Raw genomic sequence first — 22,586 nt, forward strand, 5'->3', positions numbered from 1 at the left:
GATTCCGTAGGCTCGTGGCCGTGTACGGCAAGCTCTCGGCGGCGGTGCTCGTCCTGGCCGTGGTGGTGGTCGTCGGGCTGCTGACGGTTCCTGCCGCGTCCCCCTGGGCGGTGGCGTCCTCCCTGGCGGCCTGCTCCGCCACGGCGGCGGTGGCGGTGTGGTGGCCCCGGACGCGTCGCCGGGCCGCGCCGGTCCTGCTCGCGGTCGCGCTGCTGTCGGTGAGCGCGACGCTCGCCGGAGCCGGGCGCGGAGGCGCGTGGCTCTACCCGGAGACGCTCGCCTTTCTCCTGCTGCTGGCCACCGTGGTCAGGACGGCGCCCGTCCGCCAGGCGGTCGCCGCGGGAGTGGCGGGAGGGATGGCCGAGTCGCTGCTCGCGCTCCGCATCGTCGCCCCGGGGTCGCTGCTGGAAGGCGCGGCGCTCTGCGCGTTCTGGGGGCTCGGAGGCGTGGGGGCGGCGGCGATCGGCGCGCACCTGCGCTGGCTCGACGCCGAGCGGGGACGTTCCGTGGCGGCCGCGCGGCGCGCGCAGCTCCTGGAACTGGCCAGGGACCTGCACGACTTCGTCGCCCACGACCTGACCGAACTCGTCATCCAGGCACAGGTGGGGCAGGTGCGGGCGGGGAGCGAGCAGGACATGCTGCGCCGCATCGAGTCCACCGGGCAGCGGGCGCTGGCGTCGCTCGGGGCGACCGTCCGGGCGCTGCACGACGAGGGGCGCGAGGAGGGGACGGCGGAGCAGACCCCGACGCTGGAGGACCTGCCCCGCCTGGTCGAGGACTTCTCCGCCGCCGGTACCTGCGTCGCCACGCTCGCCCTCGCCCGGGCGCCCGTCTCGCGCCGGGTCAGCAGGACGGCGGCCAGGATCGTCGTGGAGGCCCTGACCAACGTGCGACGGCACGCGCCACGGTCGCCGCACGTGGCCGTGACGGTGACGCCGACGTCCACCACCCTCACCGTCACCGTGACCAACACCCCACCCCCGGCTGCCGCGACCGCCGATGGCCTCCTCCCGGACGCCGCCGTCGGGGAGCCGGCGGCGCGGTCCGGGGCGGGGAAGGGGAGCGGGCTGGGGCTGGCGGGGCTGGCAGAGCGGGTGCGGTCGCTCGGGGGCGTCCTCAGGGCGGGCCCCAGCGAGCCCGGCGGCTGGACGGTGACCGCAGCGCTACCGCTCGACGGCGTGGCCCCGGACCTCGCAGGTGCGGCGCCGGACGTCAGTGCGGCGGATCTCGGCGGGGCGGGGCTCGGTAGAGTGCGCGGCGATGACTGACACGCCCGGTCCGACGGCGGCCGAACCGCCCGTCCGCGTCCTGCTGGCCGACGATCAGGAGATCGTCAGGGCGGGGTTGCGGCTGATCCTGGAGAGCAGGCCCGGCGTGAGCGTCGTCGCGGAGTGCGGCGACGGCGCGGCGGCCGTCGAGGCGGCCAGGAGGCTCCGGCCGGACGTGGTGCTGTGCGACATCGAGATGCCCAAGCTCGACGGCACCGAGGTCACCAGGGTGCTGGCGGCCGAGGGGCTGCGCGTGGTGGTGCTGACGGCGTTCGACCACGACGAGTACGTCCACGCGGCGCTGCGCAACGGAGCCTGCGGGTACGTGCTCAAGCACTCGGGCCCGGCGCTGCTCCTCGAAGCCGTGCGGGCCGCCGTGGCGGGTGACGCGCTGGTGAGCCCGTCGATCACCGTCAAGCTGCTCAAGCGGGTGGTGGGGAAGCCGTCGGCCCGGGACGTCCCCTTGACGGAACGGGAGGAGGACGTGCTGCGCCTGCTGGCACGCGGCCACGCCAACGGCGAGATCGCACAGGAGCTGTTCATCGCGCCGAGCACGGTGAAGACGCACGTGCAGAGCCTGCAACGCAAGCTGGGTGCGCGCAACCGCGTCGAGATGGCCGCATGGGCGTGGCGAACCGGGCTGGTCGAGTAGCCGGGCAGGGGTACGGCCCGCGAGCCGCACCCCGACGACAAATTCCGTCACACCCTCGGCGTGCGGCTCTCACGACAGGCAGGGGACAGCCGCACGCTCGCCTGGCAGGCGTGGAACGGAACTCTGCCGGTGGGGCCGACGACAGCCTTGGTCATGCGGACCCGGGAGTGGGGGCCGGGCGGCTACAGGGTGCCGCCGAAGCCGACGGGCCTGGCTTCGTCCTCGCCGATCTCGATGAACCCGATCGAGGCGACCGGGATGATCACGCGCCTGCCCTTCACGTCGGTCAGCGCGAACAACCCGCGTTCGACGGCGAGCGCGCTCCTGATTTCCTCTTCGACCTGCTCGGACGAAAGCTCGGTCTCGACAACGAGCTCACGGTGTACGGATCGTACGCCGATCTTCACTTCCATCGTGTTCCCTTTCGACGGGCACCAGCTCACCCCATCGTCGCGCGTGGCCAGCGCGAAAGCGCAGAAGATCCGCGCCGAGCGAACGAGTTAAGCCGTACGCGGAAAACCGCTGATGCCGCGCCAGGCCAGCCGGGCCATCAGCTGCTCGGCCGCGTCCTTGGGGATGGAGCCGTGCGTGGTGACCCAGTAGCGGGCGCTCACCTCGGCCATGCCGACCAGCCCGATGCCGAGCAGGTGGGCCTCGTCGCTGGTGCAGCCGGTGTCCTCCTGGATCACCGCGCTCACCATCTCCGCGCACTCGCGCAGCGAGCGCTCCACGCGCTGCCGCACGGGCGCCACGTTGCGCAGGTCGGACTCGAAGACGAGGCGGAACGCCTCGCCCTGGGTGGAGACGAAGTCGAAGAACGCGCTGAACGTGGCCTGGACGCGGAGCTTGTTCTCGTGGGTGGAGGCCAGCGCCTCGCGACAACGGTTGATCATGTCGTCGACGTGGAGGTCGAGCAGGGCCAGATACAGTTCGAGCTTGCCGGGGAAGTGCTGGTACAGGACGGGCTTGCTGACCCCTGCCCGGTCGGCGATCTCGTCCATGGCGGCGGCGTGATAGCCGTTTTCCACGAACACTTCCTGCGCGGCGCTGAGGAGCTGACGGCGGCGGGCTAGCCGGGGCAGCCGTGTGCCCCGGGGTTTGGCATCCGGGGTGGCGGTCACGCGGGTCTCCAGTGGGTTCTCATGGGGTTGGTTGGGACATCCTACGGGCGAGGCACCGGCCGCTCATCGATAGTCGTCATCATCGTCCTGGCCGACCAGGCGATCCTGTTCGGCGGCGTCGGCCGGGTTGACCTCGAGCGGAAGCTCCTCGCTCAGCCTGCCGGCCTCTTCGCGCATCTGGCTGTACTGCTCGGCCGCGTCGACCTCCGGAGCCTCGATCGGCCGTTCCCGCTCGCCCTCGAGGATGGTGCTGTCGTTCCCGCGGGTGTCCATCTCCGACATCAGGTCCCCCTCTAGGTGTGGACGGGTCCAGACTACGCCTGAGCGAAAAGGTCGCCGTGTTCCTCCACTCTGGCGAGCACGTCCGGTGCGGTGAACACCAGGTCGTCGGGGTGCTCGCAGCTTTCGACCTCCTTCCACAGCAGCGGCGTCGAGACGGCCGGACGCCGCACGGCGCGCAGCGAGTACGGCGCGACGGTGGTCTTGGCCGGGTTGTTCTGGCTCCAGTCGATGAACACCTTGCCCGGCCTGAGCTTCTTGGTCATCACGCTGACCACCTGCTTCGGCCGCTCCTTCTCCAGGAACCTGGCGATCCGCCTGGCGTACACGGACGGCTCCTCGCGGCAGTCCCAGTCGGCGTAGAGCTGCATGCCCTTGTTGCCGCTGGTCTTCGGCCTGGCGGCGAGGCCCTCCGCCTGGAGGACCTCCCTGAGCATGAGCGCCACCTGGCAGCACTCGACGACGGTCGCGGGCGGGCCGGGGTCGAGGTCGAAGACGAGCGTGTCGGGCGGCAGCGCCTCGCCGTCGTCCGAGACCCGCCACTGCGGCACGTGCAGTTCCAGGGCGGCCAGGTTGGCGTAGAAGGCGAGCGTCGGCAGGTCGTTCACGATCGCGAAGTCGATGGTCTCGCGGTTCTTGGTGCTGCCCGGCACGGGCAGCCTGACCTTCCTGATCCACCTGGGGGTGTGTTCCGGGGCGTTCTTCTCGAAGAAGAACGCCGCGTCGACGCCGTTGGGGTAGCGCTTGGCGGTCAGCGGACGGCCCCGGAGGTGGGGGAGGATGGCCGGGGCCACGCGGCTGTAGTAGTCGATGACCTCGGCCTTGGTGAAGCCGATCTCCGGGTAGAGCACCTTGTCCAGGTTGGTCAGTACCAGCTCCCGGCCGTCCACCCTGACCGGCACCTTCACCGTGTCACCTCCGCGGGGATCCTGTCGGGACGCAGCCCGCGCCACACCGGATGGCGCAGCCTCAGCTCGTCGGTCCACATCGTGTAGCCCACCTCCCCGACCAGTTCGGGTCTAACCCAGCGGTTGCGCCAGGGCGGCTCGTTGCGGAAGGGGTTCTTCGGCACCTCCAACGGTCGCAGGAGCGTGTGCAGCCGGTCCAGCGCGGCGTCGGTGAAGCCGGTGCCGACGTGCCCGACGTAGGTCAGCCCGTCGCCGGTGAACACGCCCATGAGCAGCGAGCCGATCCCGCCCGCGCGGCGGCCCTTGCCGGGTTTCCAGCCGCCGATCACGACCTCCGTGGTGCTCAGGTGCTTGACCTTCACCCACCACGGGGAGCGCACGCCCGGCCGGTACGGCGAGTCGAGCCGCTTGGCGACCACGCCTTCCAGCCCCTGCTCTCGGGTGGCGGCCAGCAGGTCGGAGTCGCCGGGGAAGTAGGGCGGGGCGCCGATGTCCAGCTCGTCGAGCAGGCTGCGCCGGTCGCGGTAGGACAGGTCGAACAGGGGCAGGCCGTCCAGGTAGAGCAGGTCGAAGGGCAGGTACGCGACGGGGTACAGCTCCAGCATCCGGGGTTCCGGGTCGGTCAGGTGCATGCGGTGCTGCAGGCGGACGAAGCTGGGCCTGCCGCGCGGGTCCAGCGCCACGACCTCGCCGTCGATCACCGCACTCTTCACCCCGAACCCCGAAATTTCGGGGTACCGGCGGGTGTAGTCGGCTCCGTGCCGTCCCGTCACCCTCAGCCCGCCGTTCAGGTGGACGAGCGCCCGGATGCCGTCCCACTTGACCTCCAGGCCGTACCGCTCGCGATCCAGGGGAAGTTCCCCAGGTACGGCCAGCATTGGTTCGATCTGGGTTGGCATTGGTCGCCCCATGACGGGTATGTGCCCATCTGGATCCGCGCTACAGCTGAGGAGTTGCCCCATGCGCAGCATCTGGAAAGGTGCGATCTCCTTTGGGCTGGTCACCATCCCGATCAAGGTCTACTCCGCGACGGAGCAGAAGGACGTCACCTTCCACCAGGTTCACCGCGAGGACGGCGGCAGGATCCGCTACAAGCGCGTGTGCACGCTAGACGGTGAGGAGGTCTCGTACTCCGACATCGCCAAGGGCTACGAGCTGGCCACGGGCGAGATCGTGGTGCTCACCGACGAGGACTTCGAGGACCTCCCGCTCAGCACCTCGCGCAGGATCGACGTCCTCCAGTTCACCCCCGCCGACCAGATCGACCCGATCTACTTCGCCAAGTCGTACTACCTGGAGCCCGACGGCCAGGGGGCGAAGCCGTACACGCTCCTCAGGAACGCGCTGGAGAGCTCGGGGCAGGTCGCGGTGGTCAAGGTGGCGCTGCGCCAGCGCGAGTCGCTGGCCACGCTGCGGGTGCGCGACGGCGTGTTCGTGCTGGAGACCATGTTCTGGCCGGACGAGATCCGCAAGCCCGACTTCGCCTTCCTGGACGAGGACGTCGAGGTACGGCCGCAGGAACTGCAGATGGCCGAGTCGCTGATCAGCACGATGGAGGCGGACTTCGACCCGACCGAGTACCGCGACGCCTACCGCGAGGCCCTGCAGGAAGTGATCGAGGCGAAGGTGGCGGGCAAGGAGGTCATCGCGCCGCCGGAGGCCGAGGAGGAGGCCGGCCCCGCCGTGGACCTCATGGCCGCGCTGCGGGCGAGCGTCGAGGCGGCCAAGCGGGAGCGGACCGGCGAGCCGGCCAAGCCAGGCAAGTCGGCCAAGGCGTCGAAGGAGACCGCCAAGGACGCCGAGGAGAAGGCCCCGAAGCGCAAGCCCCGCAAGTCGGCCTAACTGGCAAGTCGGCCTGACCGGGTCGTCGCGCTCGCGGGTCTCCCTTCAGGCTTCGCGGCCGCGCAGGGAGAAGACCGCCGGGATAAGACAAGAAAAAGGCGCCTTCGGCGACATTGCCGAAGGCGCCTTTGAAGAGTTTCCGAGGGAGAGATGGGACGAATCCACTATCCATTCCGCCGGAACGCCATGGGAGAACGAATTCTCCGGGCGAATTCCGGGCCGGCGGCCTTTTTAGAGTGCCTGTGTTCTGTACGGGGTCATCGCCTGCCGTGGCGAAACGATGATCCTGGAGAACACAGGCACTCAGCCGCGCGTCCGGAACTCACCTCGACCGGGAGCCGGTCACATGGCTACGTCCTCGACTGGCCTCTGCGGGGGACGCCCACGTGGGGCGCCACCGCGCGGTGACTAGTCCTCTTCCTGCTCGTTCTCGTCGTCGTTCCGGTTGAACTGGAACTGACGCTCCTGCTGACGCTGACGCGCCTCCGCCTCGTTGTCCTGGCGCTGGCGGGCGTCAGCGTCCGAGAAGCCGCGGACGTTGTTGGTGTTGTTGTTGTGGATGCGGACCCTGACCTTCACCCGCTGACGGCCCTGACGACCGCCCCAGCCACCGCCGCCGCCCCAGCCGCCGCAGCGGCGGCCGCAGCCCCAGGTGAGGACGGACGTGCCGGTGCTGGCGGAGGCAGTCGTGGCGTTGGCGGCGCTCGCAGTGGCCAGCCCGCCCAGGCTGACGATTCCACCGGTCATGGCGGTGCTGACCGCAAGGCCCGCGAGGACACTCTTGAACTTGGGCATTGAATTCCCCCCTAAAGGATCGGTTGCCCCGTTCTAGATATTTTCCGGACTGATCGAAAAATATCTCGGATGACGACTAATGCGTCATCCATGCGATTTCATTTCCGGCGCGCAGGCCACGCAAACGGCAGTCGTCCTCTTTTGCTATACACTAACAATCTCATTGCTTGCATTAAGTATTTATGAAATGAAATGACAGGATTTGTCCGTTTTCGCCCCTGTCTCTCGGATGCCTGCGCAACCACTCCGATTGACAGGGAGGGGGTTGCGGATGCCGCCGTCTCGTGGTTCGCCCGAGGCGGTGGCGACGCACTCCGTGGCGAACGGTTGAGGCAAGGTCCAATGCGTAGAATGTCCGAATAAGTACCAGTAAATCCGTATTTGTGTGAAATGGGAATTATGGCGGGCCGGGGCCGGTTATCGTGGACTGAGCGAGAAGGAGGTCGCATGCCAACAGCGCCGATCCCGCACTGGCCAGGACGGACGATCGGCTCGGTACACGTCAGATCCACCCCGGACGGCGCTCCGGAGCAGGCCGTGTTCGTGCACGGGCTGGCCGGTTCCGCCACCAACTGGACAGACTTGATGGACGAGCTGAAGGACGTGGTCACGGGCCACGCCATCGACCTGCCGGGCGCCGGGTTCTCCCCCGCCCCAGCTGACGGCGACTACACCGTCGCCGGTCACGCCCGCGCCGTGGCCGGGCTGCTGGAGGAGACGGGCCCCTCCCACCTGTTCGGCAACTCGCTCGGCGGCGCGGTCGCCGTCCGGGTCGCCGCCACCCGTCCGGACCTGGTGCGCTCGCTCACGCTCATCTCGCCCGCGCTGCCCGACCTGATGCCCAGGTACGGGCCCGCCCGCATCGCCGCCGCGGCGACTCCCAGGCTGGGGGAGTGGGTGGCGGCCAAGATGAGGATGATCCCGGCAGAGCAGCGGATCAGCGCGAGCTTCGCGATGGTCTGGGCCGACGCGGAGTCCGTGCACCCGGAGCGGCTGCGCGAGGCCGTCGACGAGCTGCGCAGGCGCGACGGCCTGCCGCACGCGGGCGCGGCCATGATCGGCTCGGCCCGGGGCATCGTGGCGGAGTACTTCCGCCGGGGCGAGGAGAACCTGTGGCGCCAGGCCGGGAGGATCCAGGCGCCGACCCTGATCGTCCACGGCAGGCGCGACCGCCTGGTCCGGCCGGCGATGGCCGCCAAGGCGGGCAGGACCTTCCGCCAGGTCAGGCTGGTGCTGCTGCCGCGCGCCGGGCACGTGGCGATGATGGAGATGCCGCAGGTCGTGGCCGCCGAAGCGCGCCGTCTGATCGGTGAGACGCGATTGGGGAATGCCCCACTCGCCAAGTAGGTTTCAGTGAGGGACAGGACCCCCTGGAAACGGGAGCGTAGAAAGTGTCGTTGCCACCGCTGGTCGAGCCGGCCGCCGAGCTGACCGTCGACGAAGTGCGCCGCTACTCGCGCCACCTGATCATCCCCGACGTGGGGATGGCCGGGCAGAAGCGGCTGAAGAACGCCAAGGTGCTGTGTGTGGGCGCCGGGGGGCTCGGCTCGCCCGCGCTCATGTACCTCGCGGCGGCGGGCGTCGGCACGCTCGGCATCATCGACTTCGACGTCGTCGACGAGTCCAACCTGCAGCGCCAGATCATCCACGGCCAGTCCGACGTGGGCAGGCTGAAGGCCGAGAGCGCCGCCGCCTCGGTCCGGGAGATCAACCCGCTGGTCGACGTCGTCATCCACAACACGGCGCTGACCACCGAGAACGTGATGGAGATCTTCTCCGGCTACGACCTCATCGTCGACGGCACCGACAACTTCGCCACCCGCTACATGGTGAACGACGCCGCGGTGCTGCTCGGCAAGCCGTACGTCTGGGGCTCGATCTACCGCTTCGACGGCCAGGCCAGCGTCTTCTGGGCCGAGCACGGCCCCTGCTACCGCTGCCTCTACCCCGAGCCCCCACCTCCCGGCATGGTCCCGTCGTGCGCCGAGGGCGGCGTGCTCGGCGTGCTGTGCGCGTCGATCGGCTCCATCCAGGTCAACGAGGCCATCAAGCTGCTCACCGGCGTCGGCGACCCGCTCGTCGGCCGGCTGATGATCTATGACGCCCTGGAGATGAAGTACCGCGACGTCAAGGTCCGCAAGGACCCCGAGTGCGTGCTCTGCGGCAAGAACCCCACGGTCACGCAGCTGCTCGACGACTACGAGGCGTTCTGCGGCACGATCTCCGACGAGGCGGCCGAGGCCGCCAGCGGCTCCACGATCACCGCCCGGGAGCTCAAGGCGATGCAGGACAACGGCGAGAACATCTTCCTCGTCGACGTCCGCGAGCCGAACGAGTACGAGATCGTCTCCATCCCCGGCGCCACGCTGATCCCCAAGGGTGAGTTCCTCAACGGCAACGCCCTGGAGAAGCTGCCGCAGGACAAGCGCATCGTGCTGCACTGCAAGTCGGGCGCGCGCTCGGCCGAGGCGCTCGCCGTGGTGAAGAACGCCGGGTTCTCCGACGCCGTCCACGTGGGCGGCGGCGTGCTGAGCTGGGTCAAGACCGTCGACCCGAGCCTGCCGACGTACTGAGACCCATACCGCCCTTAATGCGGATGACATCCGGTCCTCCGCATTAAGGTCGTTGGCGTGAACAACGCCCGCCCCTGGCCCGCCCTCGTGGCCGCCTCCGCGCTGACCCTGGTCTGCGCGGTGGCCACCGGAGTCGCGGGCAGCGCGGCGGGCTCCGAGCTCACCCGGGGGCCCAGCACGTCCGAGCTGCACGCGGCGGCGAAACGGGAGGTGGCCGAGCGGTGGCGCACCTGGCAGGCGGGCCGGATCTTCCCCGCCACGCTCCCGTACTCCGCGGAGCAGGGCGGCGAGGAGCGGGCCAGCCGCGTCGGCATCTCCCCGCGCACCGCGTGCGCCGGCTCGGTCGACGCCAAGGCGGCCAGGACGCTGCGCGCGACGGGCTGCCGCGCGGTGCTGCGCGCCACCTACATCGACGCGCTACAGGGAGTGATGGTCACGGTCGGCGTGGTCGCGCTGCCCGACGAGGTGGACGCCGCCCGCGCCAAGTCGGCCTTCCCCGAGACGGGCAAGCCGGTGCCGGGCCTGCGGCCGCTGGCCTTCGAGGGCACGATCGCCGACCGGTTCACCCCGCCGGTGCGGCAGGTGGGCTCCGTCCGGCAGGCCGGCCCCTACCTGGTGCTGACCACGGCCGGGCAGGTGGACGGCCGGCCCGCGAAGGCCGTGGGCGAGCAGCGTCCGACCATCTTCGCGTTCGCCGCGGAGATCTCCGAGCACGTCCTGGCCGACCTGAGCACGCCGCGGATGCCCGACTGCGCCTCACCGGAGTGGCAGTGCTGAGGCGTGTCGGGGTGCTCGCCGTGGCCGCGGCGGCGCTGCTCGGCGCGGCGACGCCCGCGCTGGCCGACGACGTGCGCGGCGGGCAGCAGCCCGTGATCAGCACGCTCGACCTCCCGAAGGCGTGGCGGGAGAGCAAGGGCACGGGCGTCACCGTGGCCGTCCTCGACTCCGGCGTCGATCCGCGCCACCGCGACCTGGCCGGCTCCGTGACGGTGGGCAAGGACTTCACCGAGGGCGCCAACCCGCCGGGGGTGCAGCCGCGCCGCCTGCACGGCACCTACATGGCCTCGCTGATCGCCGGCCACGGCCACGGGCCCGGTGGAGAGCGGGGTGTCATCGGCGTCGCCCCCGAGGCCAAGCTGCTGTCGGTCCGGGTCATCCTGGAGGACGAGGAGCCGGGGTTCCGCGAGTTCAACTCGGCCGAGCAGTTCGAGGACGTGGTGGCCAGGGGCATCCGGTACGCGGTCGACCAGGGCGCCGAGGTGATCAACATGTCGATCTCCAAGGAGCTGGCGACCAGGGAGGAGCGGGCGGCGATCCGCTACGCGATCTCCAGGAACGTGGTGCTGGTGGCCGCCGCGGGCAACGACGGCGACGGCAAGCCCGACGCGAGCGGGTTCGCCCCCTACTCCTATCCGGCGGCCTTCCCGGGGGTGGTCTCGGTGGGGGCGACCGACCGGAGGCTGCGACGGGCGACGTTCTCGAACTGGAACTCGTCGGTGGTGCTGGCCGCGCCGGGCGTGGACATCATGGGCGCGGGGCCGGGCGACGAGTACTGGGTGGGCCGGGGCACCTCGCAGGCGACCGCGCTGGTGTCCGGAGTGGCCGCCCTGATAAAAGCGAAATATCCGGATATGTCGCCGCCGCTGGTCGTGCAGGCCCTGACCGCCAGTGCGACCGACCGCCCGCCCGGCGGCTACGACACCGGAACCGGGTTCGGCGTGGTCAACGCCGCCAAGGCGCTGGCCGAGGCGGGCAAGCTGGCCACGCACACCCAGACAGCCGAGGGCGCGCAGGCGCAGGACCCCGCCCAGCGCGTCGGCGGCGGTTCCGCCGGCCCCGTCAAGGTCATCACGAGGGACCACGGCCGCGTCACGACCTACGGCGTGGTCGCCCTCGTGGCGGCCATGGGCGCGCTGGCGTCGCTGGGGTTCATCTTCGCGCTGGTCAGGCGGCTACGCCGGGCTCAGGATGGGCAAGACGCATGATCCGCCCCCCCAAGGGGGACGAAAGAGACAACGAGCGAACCGAGGATCGAGGCGGTGGTGAAGGGACGTAGGTCGACCTCAGGGCTGCCACGCGGCGGGGGAGGAGCCACACCGGGACGGAGGAACCCGCTCGGCGCCACCACCGGCCGCAGGTCACGCGTGCGCTCCTGGCCCGCGGCGGGCACCCGTGTCACGGCCGCCGCCAAGGAACGCGCCGAACAGGCCGCGCTGCGCCAAGGCGTCCGCTACCGCCGCTGGTTCGTCATGCTGGTGGGCGCCATCGTCGCGGTGTCGGCCGTGGTGGTGCTGCTCGGCACCGTCGGGCTGTTCCAGGAGACCAGGGCGCGCCCGCTCACCCCGGACGAGCAGAACCGCTACAAGCAGGAGGAGATCGCCAGGCGCTGGCAGGCGTGGCCCGCCTCGGGCGTCTTCCCGGACGAGGTCAAGTACGTCGGCCTCGACCGGGCCCAGCAGTACGCCAGGCGCGTCGGCATCGCCCCCGAGACCGAGTGCGGCAAGGCCGTGGACTCCGCGGTGGCCGGGGTGCTCGCCGAGCACGGGTGCGTCACCGTCCTGCGCGCGACCTACGTCGACCAGACGTCCACGTTCGTCATCACCGTCGGCGTCGCCGTCCTGAAGGACGAGCAGTCCAGGGTCTCCGCGACCGAGCAGCTCGGCCAGGACGACCGGGTCGGCGTGCTACCCGTCTCCTTCCCCGGCACGGTGACCGAGCGGTTCGGCGTCGAGCAGCGGCAGCGCACCGGCTGGGTGGGCGCGGGCCCGTACATCGTCTTCTCCACCGCGGGCTACGCCGACGGGCGCACCAGGGCCGCCATCCCGCCGGAGGAGATCCTGCACAGTGAGCTCTGGCCGGCGGCCAAGTCCATCGGCGGCCAGATCGCCTACTTCCTGGCGGATCCGCCCAAGGTCCCGCCCTGCACCCAGGGGAACGTGTGCTGAGCGCCGTCCGCACGCTGACCGCCGTGCTGCTCGCGATCCAGGGCCCCGCGGCGGCGCCCGTCAGGGAGCAGCAGCAGTGGGTGCTCGACGCGCTCAACGTCCAGCAGGCCTGGACGCTCACCAAGGGCAAGGGCGTCACCGTCGCCGTCGCCGACACCCGCGTGGACGCCGGGCTCAAGGAACTGCGCGGCCGCGTCACCCTCGGGCCCGACATGACCTCGCCCAGCCTGGAGAAGCAGGTGACCCCCGGCGAGCACGGCACCGCCATGGCCGCGCTGATCGCCGGGTCCGGCACCGACAAGGGGCTGGTCGGGGTCGCGCCCGAGTCCCGCATCCTGTCGCTGCCGCTGTCGGTGGAGGAGGACGACCCGCTCAACTCGGTCGCCCCCCAGGAGGACCAGCAGTCCGCGCAGGACAGCCCGCTGGCACGCGCGCTGCGATACGCGGCCAACCACGGCGTGCAGGTCGTCAGCATGTCGATCGGCTCCTACGGGCCGCTCAGGTCGGAGCGCGAGGCGGTCTCGTACGCGCTCGGCAAGGGCGTCGTGCTGGTCGCCGCCGTCGGCAACGACGGCCAGACCAAGTACGCCAAGGACAACAGCACCTCCTACTGGAGCTTCCCCGCCGGGTATCCGGGGGTGATCGGGGTGGCGGCCGTGGACAAACAGGGCAAGGGCGCGGCCTTCAGCAGCGACAACCTGTCGGTGCTCGTCTCAGCGCCGGGCGTGGGCGTGCCGCTGGCGAAGCGGGCGGGCGGCTACGAGCTGTCCGCGGGCACCAGCTCGGCGGCCGCGCTCGTCGCGGGCGTGGCCGCGCTGATCAAGGCGCGCCACCCCCGGCTGGGGCCCGAGCAGGTCGCGCAGGCGCTGGCCGCCAGCGCCAGAGGCCGCCCGGCCATCGGGTACGACGACAAGACCGGGTTCGGCGTGGTCGACGCCGGCGCGGCGCTCAACGCCGCGGCCCGGCTCGCGGGCGAGCGGCGCGGCGTCGCGGTCCCCGACGACCAGCACTTCGGGGCGGGGGAGAACTCGCCGGTGCCGTCGCGTCCAGGGCCTGATCCGTGGCGGCTGTGGCTGTACGGCGGGGGCGTTCTGCTGGCACTTGTGACCTTCTGCGGCGGGATCATCGTGCTCAATCAGCGGAAGGGGTAAAGATCCGCTATGGTCCCGCGTCATGGGATACGAGCTGCGGGTGGTCCGCGAGTCGCCGCTGGCGTTCGCGGAGCTCGCGAAGGCGATCGCGCCTGCCGGTTTCGGGCTGCGCGAATCTGAGATCGTCGCCAGGCACGGCGGCGGCACGCACGCTGTCGGACGCTGGCAGGGCCAGGTCGTCGGCGAACCCGGTTCCGACTGGCACGTGGCCCAGCTCGTCCGGCTCTCGTCCGTGCTCGGCGGCAGCCTCGTCGGTGAGGACGGCGAGGTCTACGCGCTCCGCGACGGCGTCGTCGAGGTGGCCGCCGACGGCATGGTGGGCGAGATCGGCAAGTTCGAGGAGATCATCGAGGCGGGGCCGGCCGTGTGGACCCCCTGAACCCGTACGCGGAACGTGTCCTCGAGGTCGTCGAGCGGATCCCGCCCGGCAAGGTCATGTCGTACGGCGACATCGCCGAGTACCTCGGCGAGGGCGGCCCGCGCCAGGTGGGACGCGTGATGTCCACCTGGGGTGGCGGCGTGCCCTGGTGGCGGGTCGTGCACGCCGACGGCACCGGCGCGGCCCCCGACCATCAGCAACGCTGCCTGGCGCACTGGCGCGAGGAGGGCACGCCGTTGCGCGGCGAGCGGGCCGACATGCGGCGGGCCCGCTGGGACGGGCGTTCAGCGGATTTTAAGTAACCGCCTTGAGCTGCGGTTTCCGGTTCGGGGCGAATACGCAGCCTGTGACTCCCATTACCATGGCCTGAACAGTGATGGCGGTCCGAAAGGCGGTGCCTCCCCGATGGCAACCGGCGTCACAGCCCAGGTGCCGAGCGGCGATCTGCTCGCCGACCGCCTGAAGGCTGTCCAGGACCTCTGCGATCGGGGTGAACCGCTCGAAGCCGTCATGAAGGCGGTCGGCCCGGGTGGCCGAGACTCCGCGTTCGACTCCGAGGTTCTCAGCGGCCCGCTGGGCGGGCGCATGGATCTCGCCGTCAAGCGCGGCGCGGCCCGGCGGCGCGAGCTGGTCGCCCTGGTGCGTCCCTACCTGGCCGCGGTCGACGCCGGGGTCAAGCGCGACCTGCCCGTGGCGCGCAGGCTGATCTGCCATCTGATCGAGCACCGTCCCGACGAGGAACTGGTCGACGGCGAGACCCTCACCACGGTGGTGGCCGCGGCGGCCGAGCCGTCCAAGCGCATCCGCAAGGGCCTGCGCTGGTACGCCGACCTGCCTTACCGTGACGAGCTGTCGCCTGACCTGTTCCGGCTGCGCCGCGCCGACCTGGTGCCGGTCACCCACATCGACGACATCGTCTGGGTCGACGGCAGGCTGCGCGTCACCGGCTTCGCCTACCTGGCGGGCCTGTCGGTCCGCAGCCGCCGCTTCAACCGGGCCACGGTGGTGCTGCGCGGGCCGCGCTGGCTGCCGCCCGTGCGGCTGCGCACCCGCCGGGTGTTCGCGCCCGAGGCGACCCACGGTGCCCGCGAGCCCGGCTGCAACTACGACTGGTCGGGCTTCACCGCCGAGCTGAACCCGTTCGCGCTGCGCTGGCGCGGGGCGGTCCGCGCGATCGTCTCCGGCGTGCGGCGGCGGCTGCGTCACCGTCCCGCCGTCCGCGACACCACCACGTGGCGGGCCGAGATCGTGTTCTGGAGCCGTGGCGCGCGGGCGACCGGCCTGCTGCGCGGCGCCTCACCGGGCCGCACCGAGCGGCCCGCCGGGCTCAAGCTGCGTCCCGGCTGGTGGGCCAGGCCGGTCTGGACGTCCGACCGGGCCCTTCAGGTCGTGCTCCAGCCGAACAGGGCCGAACTGACCGGCGTCTCGGTCGACGGCGACCGGCTGGAACTGAAGATCTTCCTGCCCGGCCGCACCCTCACCAAGGGGCACGCCAGGCTGGGCGGCCACCGCATGGCCGCCGACTTCGCGGCCGTCGCCGGAGGCACCGAGGTGTCGATCGGCCAGGCCGTCTCCGCCCTGTTGCACGAGAAGGACGGCCGGCGGCTCTGGGTGGAGCCCAAGGGCGACCCCGCCGCGTCCGTCATGCTCGGCGACCTGGTCGAGACCAGGGCGCAGGTCGGCGACCGCGAGATCACCGTGCTGGGCGACCGGCGCGACCGCGTGCTCGTCTCGGCGCACCGCATCAGACCCGTGATCACCTCAGCCGTCTGGGAGGGGGCGACGCTGGTGCTGCGCGGCCGCTACCCCGACGCGGCGGGCCCGCGCCTGCTCTCGCTGCGGCATCGCTCCGGCCTGTCCTACACCGTGCCGATCGATCGCGACGGCGACGACTTCACCGTGCGGCTCGCGCCCGCGTCCATGGACCGCTTCGGCGAGCCGGTGCCGCTGGCGTCCGGCACCTGGAACATGTCGGTCCGCCACCCGTCGGGAGAGATCGTCCCGGTCCGCATGGACCACGCCGCGCTGCCGGGCCTCGACGAGGAACCGCGCGCCTTCGACGGACGCTCCTACCGGATGCTGTCCACCCGCTTCGACGTCCCGGTGCTCGTGGCCGAGGAGGACCGGCCCGCCGACGAGAAGGGCGTGGCGGGCACGCACGTGCTGCGCCGCGTCTTCTACCCGGCGCAGCGCACCGAGCCGCTGAACGACGCCACTGTCTACGTGGTCAACGACGGCCGCCTGTACGCCGACAGCGTCCGCTCCATCTACGAGGAGCGGCTGCGGCGCGGCGACGACCGCGAGCACATCTGGATCGTCAAGGACGGCGCGTTCACCCCGCCCGAGGGCGCCACCGTGGTGCGGGCCAACAGCCGCGAGCACCACGCGGCGCTGGCCAGGTCCCGGTACATCGTGACGAACGCGTTCCTGCCCGCCTGGTTCCGCTCGCGCGAGGAGCAGGTCGTGGTGCAGACGTGGCACGGCACGCCCGCCAAGCGCGTCGGCAACGACCTGCCGCACATGTCACGCGACCCCAGGCCGCCGGTGTACCACCGGCAGGCGGCCGAGGTGCGCGGCTGGGACGTCCTGGTGTCGCAGTCGCCGTGGGCGACCCCGGTGCTGCGGCGGGCCTTCGGCTACCAGGGCGAGATCCTGGAGAGCGGGCTGCCGCGCAACGACGTCCTCACCTCGCCCGACAGGGACCAGTTGGCGGCGCGCATCCGCGAGCGGCTGGGGCTGGCCGAGGGCAAGCGGGTGGTGCTGTACGCGCCGACCTGGCGCGACTACGACCGCAAGAACGCGATGGTGAAGCTGGACCTCGCCAAGGCCAGGGAGGCGCTGGGGGCCGACCACGAACTCCTCGTACGCGGCCACCCGATGCAGGCGTTCCCCGCCGTCCCCGACATCGCCCACGACGTCACGACCTACCCCGAGATGGCGGATCTGCTCCTGGTCACGGACGTGCTGGTGACCGACTACTCGTCGGTCATGTTCGACTTCGCCGCCACGGGCCGCCCGATGGTCTTCTACGCCTATGACCTGGCCAAGTACACCGCCAGGCGCGGGCTGTACGTGGACCTGCCGGAACAGGCCCCCGGCCCGGTGCTGTCGACGTCAGCGGAGGTCGTCGACGCGCTGCGGTCGATCGACCAGGTCGCGGCGGCCCACGCCGACCGCTACGACGCCTTCCGCGCCACCTTCGCCCCCAGAGACGACGGCAAGGCCACCGCCCGCGTGGTCGACCACGTCTTCTCCTGACCGTCACATCCAGGGCGGCCGCACGGCGAGGCGGCCGCGCCGCTCGGGCAGCGGCTGCTCGGCCAGCAGGTAGAGCAGTGACGCCAGGGTGGTGCCGTCGACGACGTCTCCCAGGTCGATCAGGCCCGGGAGGCTCTGCACCGGGATCCAGTCGACCCGCTCGGCGTCGGCGGGCCGCGGCGCCGCGCTGACGTAGCTGGCGGTGTCGGCGCGGTAGACGTGGTGGACACTGTCAGAGGTGCCGTTGGACGGCTGCACGCAGAGCAGCGGGCGCAGCGGGCCGGGCCGCCAGCCTGACGCGCTCTCGAATCCGCGCCCTGCGGCGGCCGCGAAGTCCTCGCCCTCGTCGATGGCGCACAGCGGGATCTCCCAGCCCCACGAGTCGGTGATGAACCGGTGTCGCCAGATCAGCAGCACCCGGTCGCGGATGTCCGTCACGACCGCCCCGGCTTTCGGCGCGGTGCGGATGACGCGGTGTTGCAGGCGCCTGCCGTCGAAGAGTTCGACGTCCGCGAGGCGGACGTCCAGCCACGGGTCGGTGTAGAGCGGCTTCTCCGAGTGGACCTTCCAGAGCATGGGGGGACTCCTGGGGCAGGCTGCCGTTTCGACGGCACCACCGTACAGCGCTCTCACCAGGGCGGAAGGAGCACCACGTGATCAGCCGCGGCGTGTTGAACGCGTAGCCCGGTTCGCCCCGAGCGCGTGTCTCGCGGCGGCCGGCGCGAGCGGTCACCGCGAGGCGGCCCGGTTCGCTCCGAAGCGGCGCCCCACGTCGGCTGCGACCGCTGGGCCGGTTTCGGTGCCGCGGCGGAACGCCGCCGCGAAGGCCCTCTCGCCCAGGGCGGCCGTGGCGGCGGAGGCGATCCGGTCCACGTCGCCGCGTTCGGCGGGCGGGAGCGGGGCGTCCACGCTTCGGCGGGCCGCGTCCGCCGCGCCGAGCAGGAGGGCGGCACGGTCCGCGTCGCCGGACAGGGCCAGCGCGCCCGCCAGACCTTCCAGGGAGAGCGCCAACGCGCGCGGCTCCTGGAGGGAGAGCGCGATCTCCAGGCCGCGCAGGTGGTGCCCGGCGGCCCGGGCCTCGTCTCCGCGCAGCTCGGCGGTGAAGCCGAGTTCCGCGTGCAGCAGGTGCTCACCGATCTCCGACGACTCGTACTCGTCGCGAATGCGGAGCAGGTACGACTGGGCGGCGTCGAGGTCGCCGGAACGGCGCGCGCCGAGGGCGAGCCCCATCAGCGCGTGCATCTCGCCGTACCGGTAGCCCTGTTCGACGGCCAGCCGCCGTGCCCGCTCGTGCAGGTCACGCGCCCAGTCCCAGTGCCGCGCGAGCAGCGCCAGCCTGCCGAGGCCCGACAGGCGCGCGGAGACCTCCGTCTGCAGGCCCAGCTCCCTGGCGATGCGCAGACCGTCGCTCTGGCGGCGCTCGGCCTCCTTGTAGTCACCCCTGATCTCGGCGAGCGTGGCGAGCGGCGACACGGTCTGCAGCTCTCCCCAACGGTCGCCGAGCTCGTGGAACAGGGCCGCGGCGCGGGTACCGGCCTGCCCGATGGCGGTGAGGTCCCCCTGGACCAGCGCGAGCATCGCCCGCAGCCCGAGGGCGGCGGCGGTGCCCCAGCGGTCGCCGGCTCCGGTGAACAGGTCCAGCGCGCGGGCGTTGGCCTGCTCGCTCGCGGCGGGGTCACCGGCGTGGAACAGTCCGTACGCGTACAGCCACACGGCCCGGCCATGCCCCACCGGGATGCCTTCGACGTCCTCGCCCGCCCCGGACCGGTCACCCGTCAGCAGCGCGAACGCGGCCCGCAGCACGCGGAGCCCGACGTCCTGCGGGGCGACGTCGAGCACCGCTGACAGGGTGCGTCGAGCCTCGTGCAGGCGGCCGCGCAGCAGCCACCACCAGCACAGGGCTCCGGCGAGCCGCGCCGCCTCCTCTGCGGCTGGTCGCGGGACCGCGTCGTCGGCGCCCGATCGCCGTACTGCCTCGTTCACGGCTGATCGTGGGGCCGCCTCCTCTGTGGCCGATCGTCCTATCGCCTCGTCGAGGGCCGCGCGCAGGTTGGCGGAGTCAGCGTCGAGACGGTCGAGCCAGGTCTGCTGCTCGCCGTCGCGAAGGTGCGGCACGGCGCGTTCGGCGAGCTGGAGGTAGTGGCGTAGATGCCGGTCACGGGTGTCGGCGGGGTCCTCCGTCTCGTGCAGGCGTTCCCTGGCGTACGCGGCGACGGACTCCAGCAGGCGGTAGCGCGGCCCCGCCGCCCCCTCCACCATCACCACGAGGGACCGGTCGACCAACCGGGTGACCAGGTCGAGGACCTCCGCCCGGCGCACACCGTCACCCGCGCAGACCGCCTCGGCCGCGTCCAGGGAGCAGCCGTCCACGTGCACGGCGAGCCTGCGCAGCACGACGCGTTCGGGCGCGCTGAGCAGTTCCCAGCTCCAGTCGATCATCGCCCGCAGGGTCTGCTGGCGCGCGGGCGCGCCCCGCCGGCCGGTGGTGAGCACCCGGAACCGGTCGGTGAGCCGCGCCGCCAGCTCCTCCACTCCGAGTGCCCGGACGCGGGTCGCGGCCAGTTCGAGGGCGAGCGGAATGCCGTCGAGACGACGGCAGATCTCCGCGACGGCCTCGCGGCTTCCGGCCAGCGAGAACCCGGGGGCGGCGGCTGCGGCGCGGGCCGCGAACAGCTGTACCGCGTCGGCTTCCTGAAGCGGCTCGACCAGGTACACCGTCTCGCCCGTGAGCCCCAGCGGCTCCCGGCCGGTGGTCAGGACCCGCAGCCCGGCGGCGGTGCGCAGCAAGAGCTCCGTGAGCGCGGCGGCCGGTTCGACCACCTGCTCGCAGTTGTCGAGGACGAGAAGCAGCCGCCGGTCGCGCAGCACCGCCGCGAGCCGGTCGGCGGGCCCGGCGAACGCGTCGACTCCGGACACCCCGGCTGGCACCCCGGCTGGCACCCCGGCTGGCACTGCGTCGCGGATACCGAGCACGGCGGAGATCTCCTGAGCCAGCTCCGCCAGCCCTCCGCGCTGCCCGGCGAACTCAACGAGCCACACCCCGTCCGGGAAGCTCCCGTCAGCACCGGCAAGAGCGTTGGCGAGGCGGGTGGCGGCCTCCGTGGCGAGCCGCGTCTTGCCGACCCCGCCTGGCCCCGAGAGCGTCACCAGGCGCGCAGACCTGACGAGGTGGACGACCTCGTCCACGCACCGGTCGCGGCCGACCAGAGCGGTGAGCGGGACCGGCAGATTCGACCGCGGCGGCCCGGCAGCCGAGGCGGTCCCGATCGTCTCGGTGGTTCCGGCAGGCACGGCGGTAGCATCCGGTCTCGGTGCCGGGAGGAGTGAGGCGTCCTGACGCAGGATCGCCTCGTGCAGTGCGGCGAGCTCCGGGCTCGGATCGAGGCCCAGCTCGTCGGCCAGCAGTCGCCGCAGCTCGGCGTACGACGAGAGCGCCTCGCTCTGGCGGCCCGCCAGGTACAGCGCCCGCATCTGGACGGCACGCAGGTGCTCCCGCAGCGGATGACGCGCCACCAGGTCCGCGAGCTCCCCGACGAGCAGGCCGTGGTCCCCTGCTTCCAGACGGGCCTCGGCCTGCTCCTCCAGCACGGTCAGGCGCTGGTCGGTCAGGCGTTCGGCCGCCGCCCGGGCGAACTCCTCGTCCGCGAAGTCGGCGAACGCGGGCCCCCGCCACAGCTCCAGCGCCTCGGTGAGCAGCGCGGCCCGCGCCCGCGGATCGTCGATCGCGCGGGCCTGCGCCACCAGCGAGTGGAACCGGTGGGCGTCCACCTCGTCGCCGGGGCCGCCGAGACTGAGCCGATATCCGGGCGTCTGGCGCACCACGCGGTCCCGGCCGAGGGCCCGGCGCAGCAGGGAGACCTTGGCCTGGAGGGCGTTGGCGGGCTTGCCCGGCGGCTGCTCGCCCCACAGGTCGTCGATGAGCCGGTCGGCGGAGACCGGCCGTCCCTCGTGCACCAGCAGATCGGCCAGCAGCGCCCGGGCCTTCGCCTCGGGAATCCTGACGGGATCTCCCGCGCCGTCCCACACCATCAGCGGACCGAGCACGCCAAACCGCATGCCAGCACCGTACACACGGTGCCGCGGCGGACCGTCAGCGGACCGTCAGCACTCCCGAAGCGCCCCACGGCACAGTCGTCCCTGTCAGCGGGCGCGAACCGGAGCGACCTTCACGTACGGCAACAAGCAAGGACCGACCATCATGCGCAACGCGGCGCTGAACCCCGCCTCCCCAGGCCAGACCGACCGAAGACTGCCCCTGTCGGCGCTGCTGGCGCTGGCCACGGCCGTCTTCATCACCAGCCTGACCGAGACGCTGCCCGCGGGCCTGCTGCCCGCGATGAGCGCCGGCCTGCGTGTCAGCGAGTCCGCGACGGGGCAGGCCGTCACGATCTACGCGATCGGGACCGCGCTGACCGCCGTCCCGCTGACCGCCGCCACCGGGGCGTGGCGGCGCAAGCGCCTGCTGCTGACGACCGTCGCGGCGTTCGCCGTCGCCAACACCGTCACGGCGCTGTCGACGTCCTACCTTCTGACCATGACGGCCAGGTTCGCCGCCGGGGTGGCGGCCGGGCTCGCCTGGTCGCTGCTCGCCGGGTACGCGCGCCGGATGTCGCCCGCCCACCTGCAGGGCAGGGCGATCGCCATCGCGATGGCCGGCATCCCGGTCGCGCTGTCGCTGGGTGTCCCGGCGGGGACGTTCCTCGGCGCGGCGCTCGGCTGGCAGGTCGCGTTCCTGATCATGACCGGTCTGACCGTCGTCCTGTTCGGCTGGATCACCGCGGTCGTCCCGGACTTCCCCGGCCGGCGCCGGGACGGGCAGGCGGCGAGGCCGCGCGTCCTCCGTGTTCCCGGCGTGGCGCCCGTCCTGTTCGTGACCCTCGTCTTCGTCCTGGCCCACACGATCCTCTACACCTACATCGCCACGTTCCTCGACGGGCTCGGCATGGGCGCGTCCACGGACCTGATCCTGCTGGTCTTCGGCGTCGCCTCGCTGCTCAGCATCGGAGTCGTGGGGGCGCACATCCACCGCCGCCTCCGCGCGCTGACCGTCGCCAGCGTGCTGCTGGTCGCCGTGGCCGCCGCCGTCCTGGCGCTGTGGGCCGACAGCACCGCCCTCGTCTACGTCGCGGTGACGCTGTGGGGGCTCGGCTGGGGCGGCGCCCCGACCCTGCTGCAGACCGCCGCCGGTGACGCGGGCGGCGACGCGGCGGACGCGGCGCAGGCCCTGCTCGTCACCCTGTGGAACGCGGCCATGGCCGGTGGCGGGATCGTCGGCGGCGTCCTTCTCGACCTGTTCGGCTCGACCTCGTTCGCCTGGAGCACGCTCGTCCTCCTCGCGCCGGTCCTCGCGGTGGTGCTCGCCGCCCGGGCCCACGGATTCCCGGCACAGCGCCACTGAGCCGTCTTCGCCACGGC

At 71.9% G+C, this 22,586-nt stretch carries 21 protein-coding genes; 13 read left to right on the forward strand and 8 right to left on the reverse strand.

The window, feature by feature from the left end:
* Nucleotides 1-20: 20 nt before the first annotated feature.
* Nucleotides 21-1,268 (forward strand): sensor histidine kinase, encoded by a 1,248-nt coding sequence (locus ABT294_RS37770; RefSeq protein ID WP_350811210.1) that lies wholly within the window; start codon nt 21-23, stop codon nt 1,266-1,268.
* Nucleotides 1,261-1,920, forward strand: coding sequence for a response regulator (locus ABT294_RS37775; protein ID WP_350811211.1), 660 nt, complete (start codon nt 1,261-1,263; stop codon nt 1,918-1,920). The genes ABT294_RS37770 and ABT294_RS37775 overlap by 8 nt, the downstream gene beginning before the upstream one ends.
* Nucleotides 1,921-2,102: 182 nt before the next feature.
* Here the strand turns inward: ABT294_RS37775 and ABT294_RS37780 are convergent, their stop codons facing one another.
* The 5 genes from ABT294_RS37780 to ligD (ABT294_RS37800) all read right to left on the reverse strand — a co-directional run bounded on the left by ABT294_RS37780 (nt 2,103) and on the right by ligD (ABT294_RS37800) (nt 5,127).
* Nucleotides 2,103-2,333, reverse strand: a complete 231-nt coding sequence (locus ABT294_RS37780; RefSeq protein ID WP_350811212.1) for a DUF3107 domain-containing protein — start codon at nt 2,331-2,333, stop codon at nt 2,103-2,105.
* Between the two features lie 87 nt (nt 2,334-2,420).
* Nucleotides 2,421-3,041, reverse strand: coding sequence for a TetR/AcrR family transcriptional regulator (locus ABT294_RS37785; RefSeq protein WP_350811213.1), 621 nt, complete (start codon nt 3,039-3,041; stop codon nt 2,421-2,423).
* A gap of 63 nt (nt 3,042-3,104) precedes the next feature.
* Nucleotides 3,105-3,323 carry a hypothetical protein gene (locus ABT294_RS37790; protein ID WP_350811214.1) on the reverse strand — a complete coding sequence of 73 codons (219 nt, stop codon included), beginning with the start codon at nt 3,321-3,323 and terminating at the stop codon, nt 3,105-3,107.
* A 32-nt stretch (nt 3,324-3,355) separates the two neighbouring features.
* Nucleotides 3,356-4,228 carry a non-homologous end-joining DNA ligase gene (gene ligD, locus ABT294_RS37795; protein WP_350811215.1) on the reverse strand — a complete coding sequence of 291 codons (873 nt, stop codon included), beginning with the start codon at nt 4,226-4,228 and terminating at the stop codon, nt 3,356-3,358.
* Nucleotides 4,225-5,127, reverse strand: coding sequence for a non-homologous end-joining DNA ligase (ligD, locus tag ABT294_RS37800; protein ID WP_350811216.1), 903 nt, complete (start codon nt 5,125-5,127; stop codon nt 4,225-4,227). The genes ligD (ABT294_RS37795) and ligD (ABT294_RS37800) overlap by 4 nt, the downstream gene beginning before the upstream one ends.
* Nucleotides 5,128-5,188: 61 nt before the next feature.
* Between ligD (ABT294_RS37800) and ku the strand changes: the two genes are divergently transcribed.
* On the forward strand, nt 5,189-6,070 hold the full coding sequence (gene ku / locus ABT294_RS37805) for a non-homologous end joining protein Ku (RefSeq protein WP_350811217.1): 882 nt from the start codon (nt 5,189-5,191) through the stop codon (nt 6,068-6,070).
* A gap of 408 nt (nt 6,071-6,478) precedes the next feature.
* Here the strand turns inward: ku and ABT294_RS37810 are convergent, their stop codons facing one another.
* Nucleotides 6,479-6,865 (reverse strand): hypothetical protein, encoded by a 387-nt coding sequence (locus ABT294_RS37810; RefSeq protein ID WP_350811218.1) that lies wholly within the window; start codon nt 6,863-6,865, stop codon nt 6,479-6,481.
* A 447-nt stretch (nt 6,866-7,312) separates the two neighbouring features.
* Between ABT294_RS37810 and ABT294_RS37815 the strand changes: the two genes are divergently transcribed.
* From ABT294_RS37815 to ABT294_RS37855, 9 genes are all read left to right on the forward strand, one after another.
* Nucleotides 7,313-8,212, forward strand: coding sequence for an alpha/beta fold hydrolase (locus tag ABT294_RS37815; RefSeq protein ID WP_350811219.1), 900 nt, complete (start codon nt 7,313-7,315; stop codon nt 8,210-8,212).
* Between the two features lie 44 nt (nt 8,213-8,256).
* Nucleotides 8,257-9,438, forward strand: a complete 1,182-nt coding sequence (gene moeZ / locus ABT294_RS37820; RefSeq protein ID WP_350811220.1) for an adenylyltransferase/sulfurtransferase MoeZ — start codon at nt 8,257-8,259, stop codon at nt 9,436-9,438.
* A gap of 57 nt (nt 9,439-9,495) precedes the next feature.
* Nucleotides 9,496-10,215 carry a hypothetical protein gene (locus tag ABT294_RS37825; RefSeq protein ID WP_350811221.1) on the forward strand — a complete coding sequence of 240 codons (720 nt, stop codon included), beginning with the start codon at nt 9,496-9,498 and terminating at the stop codon, nt 10,213-10,215.
* Complete coding sequence (locus tag ABT294_RS37830; protein WP_350811223.1) at nt 10,209-11,423, forward strand: S8 family serine peptidase; 1,215 nt, start codon at nt 10,209-10,211, stop codon at nt 11,421-11,423. Before ABT294_RS37825 ends, ABT294_RS37830 begins: the two co-directional genes overlap by 7 nt.
* A 57-nt stretch (nt 11,424-11,480) precedes the next feature.
* The gene (locus ABT294_RS37835) at nt 11,481-12,383 is read left to right on the forward strand and encodes a hypothetical protein (protein WP_350811224.1); all 903 of its coding nucleotides are present in this window, start codon (nt 11,481-11,483) and stop codon (nt 12,381-12,383) included.
* Nucleotides 12,377-13,534: a S8 family serine peptidase gene (locus tag ABT294_RS37840; RefSeq protein ID WP_350811225.1), complete on the forward strand. Its 1,158-nt coding sequence runs from the start codon at nt 12,377-12,379 to the stop codon at nt 13,532-13,534. Before ABT294_RS37835 ends, ABT294_RS37840 begins: the two co-directional genes overlap by 7 nt.
* A gap of 22 nt (nt 13,535-13,556) precedes the next feature.
* Nucleotides 13,557-13,913, forward strand: a complete 357-nt coding sequence (locus tag ABT294_RS37845) for a hypothetical protein (RefSeq protein ID WP_350811226.1) — start codon at nt 13,557-13,559, stop codon at nt 13,911-13,913.
* Nucleotides 13,901-14,215 (forward strand): MGMT family protein, encoded by a 315-nt coding sequence (locus ABT294_RS37850; protein WP_350811227.1) that lies wholly within the window; start codon nt 13,901-13,903, stop codon nt 14,213-14,215. The genes ABT294_RS37845 and ABT294_RS37850 overlap by 13 nt, the downstream gene beginning before the upstream one ends.
* Nucleotides 14,216-14,318: 103 nt before the next feature.
* Complete coding sequence (locus ABT294_RS37855; protein WP_350811228.1) at nt 14,319-17,171, forward strand: CDP-glycerol glycerophosphotransferase family protein; 2,853 nt, start codon at nt 14,319-14,321, stop codon at nt 17,169-17,171.
* Nucleotides 17,172-17,174: 3 nt separating this feature from the next.
* Here the strand turns inward: ABT294_RS37855 and ABT294_RS37860 are convergent, their stop codons facing one another.
* Together ABT294_RS37860 and ABT294_RS37865 are read right to left on the reverse strand one after the other, a co-directional pair.
* Nucleotides 17,175-17,747, reverse strand: coding sequence for an NUDIX domain-containing protein (locus tag ABT294_RS37860; protein ID WP_350811229.1), 573 nt, complete (start codon nt 17,745-17,747; stop codon nt 17,175-17,177).
* A 153-nt stretch (nt 17,748-17,900) separates the two neighbouring features.
* Nucleotides 17,901-21,227 carry an AfsR/SARP family transcriptional regulator gene (locus ABT294_RS37865; RefSeq protein WP_350811231.1) on the reverse strand — a complete coding sequence of 1,109 codons (3,327 nt, stop codon included), beginning with the start codon at nt 21,225-21,227 and terminating at the stop codon, nt 17,901-17,903.
* Nucleotides 21,228-21,369: 142 nt separating this feature from the next.
* Between ABT294_RS37865 and ABT294_RS37870 the strand changes: the two genes are divergently transcribed.
* Complete coding sequence (locus ABT294_RS37870; protein WP_350811232.1) at nt 21,370-22,569, forward strand: MFS transporter; 1,200 nt, start codon at nt 21,370-21,372, stop codon at nt 22,567-22,569.
* The last annotated feature ends 17 nt before the right edge of the window (nt 22,570-22,586 follow it).

The sequence above is a fragment of the Nonomuraea sp. NPDC000554 genome (genome assembly GCF_040300065.1).
GTDB lineage: Bacteria > Actinomycetota > Actinomycetes > Streptosporangiales > Streptosporangiaceae > Nonomuraea.

What these genes read in the sequence shown, in the direction of transcription:
- ABT294_RS37775 (WP_350811211.1), top strand. Translation starts at nt 1,261, where the DNA reads ATGACTGACACGCCCGGTCCGACGGCGGCCGAACCGCCCGTCCGCGTC.
- ABT294_RS37780 (WP_350811212.1), bottom strand. Translation starts at nt 2,333, where the DNA reads ATGGAAGTGAAGATCGGCGTACGATCCGTACACCGTGAGCTCGTTGTC.
- ABT294_RS37790 (WP_350811214.1), bottom strand. Translation starts at nt 3,323, where the DNA reads ATGTCGGAGATGGACACCCGCGGGAACGACAGCACCATCCTCGAGGGC.
- ligD (WP_350811216.1), bottom strand. Translation starts at nt 5,127, where the DNA reads ATGCCAACCCAGATCGAACCAATGCTGGCCGTACCTGGGGAACTTCCC.
- ku (WP_350811217.1), top strand. Translation starts at nt 5,189, where the DNA reads ATGCGCAGCATCTGGAAAGGTGCGATCTCCTTTGGGCTGGTCACCATC.
- ABT294_RS37810 (WP_350811218.1), bottom strand. Translation starts at nt 6,865, where the DNA reads ATGCCCAAGTTCAAGAGTGTCCTCGCGGGCCTTGCGGTCAGCACCGCC.
- ABT294_RS37815 (WP_350811219.1), top strand. Translation starts at nt 7,313, where the DNA reads ATGCCAACAGCGCCGATCCCGCACTGGCCAGGACGGACGATCGGCTCG.
- ABT294_RS37845 (WP_350811226.1), top strand. Translation starts at nt 13,557, where the DNA reads ATGGGATACGAGCTGCGGGTGGTCCGCGAGTCGCCGCTGGCGTTCGCG.
- ABT294_RS37855 (WP_350811228.1), top strand. Translation starts at nt 14,319, where the DNA reads ATGGCAACCGGCGTCACAGCCCAGGTGCCGAGCGGCGATCTGCTCGCC.
- ABT294_RS37860 (WP_350811229.1), bottom strand. Translation starts at nt 17,747, where the DNA reads ATGCTCTGGAAGGTCCACTCGGAGAAGCCGCTCTACACCGACCCGTGG.
- ABT294_RS37865 (WP_350811231.1), bottom strand. Translation starts at nt 21,227, where the DNA reads ATGCGGTTTGGCGTGCTCGGTCCGCTGATGGTGTGGGACGGCGCGGGA.
- ABT294_RS37870 (WP_350811232.1), top strand. Translation starts at nt 21,370, where the DNA reads ATGCGCAACGCGGCGCTGAACCCCGCCTCCCCAGGCCAGACCGACCGA.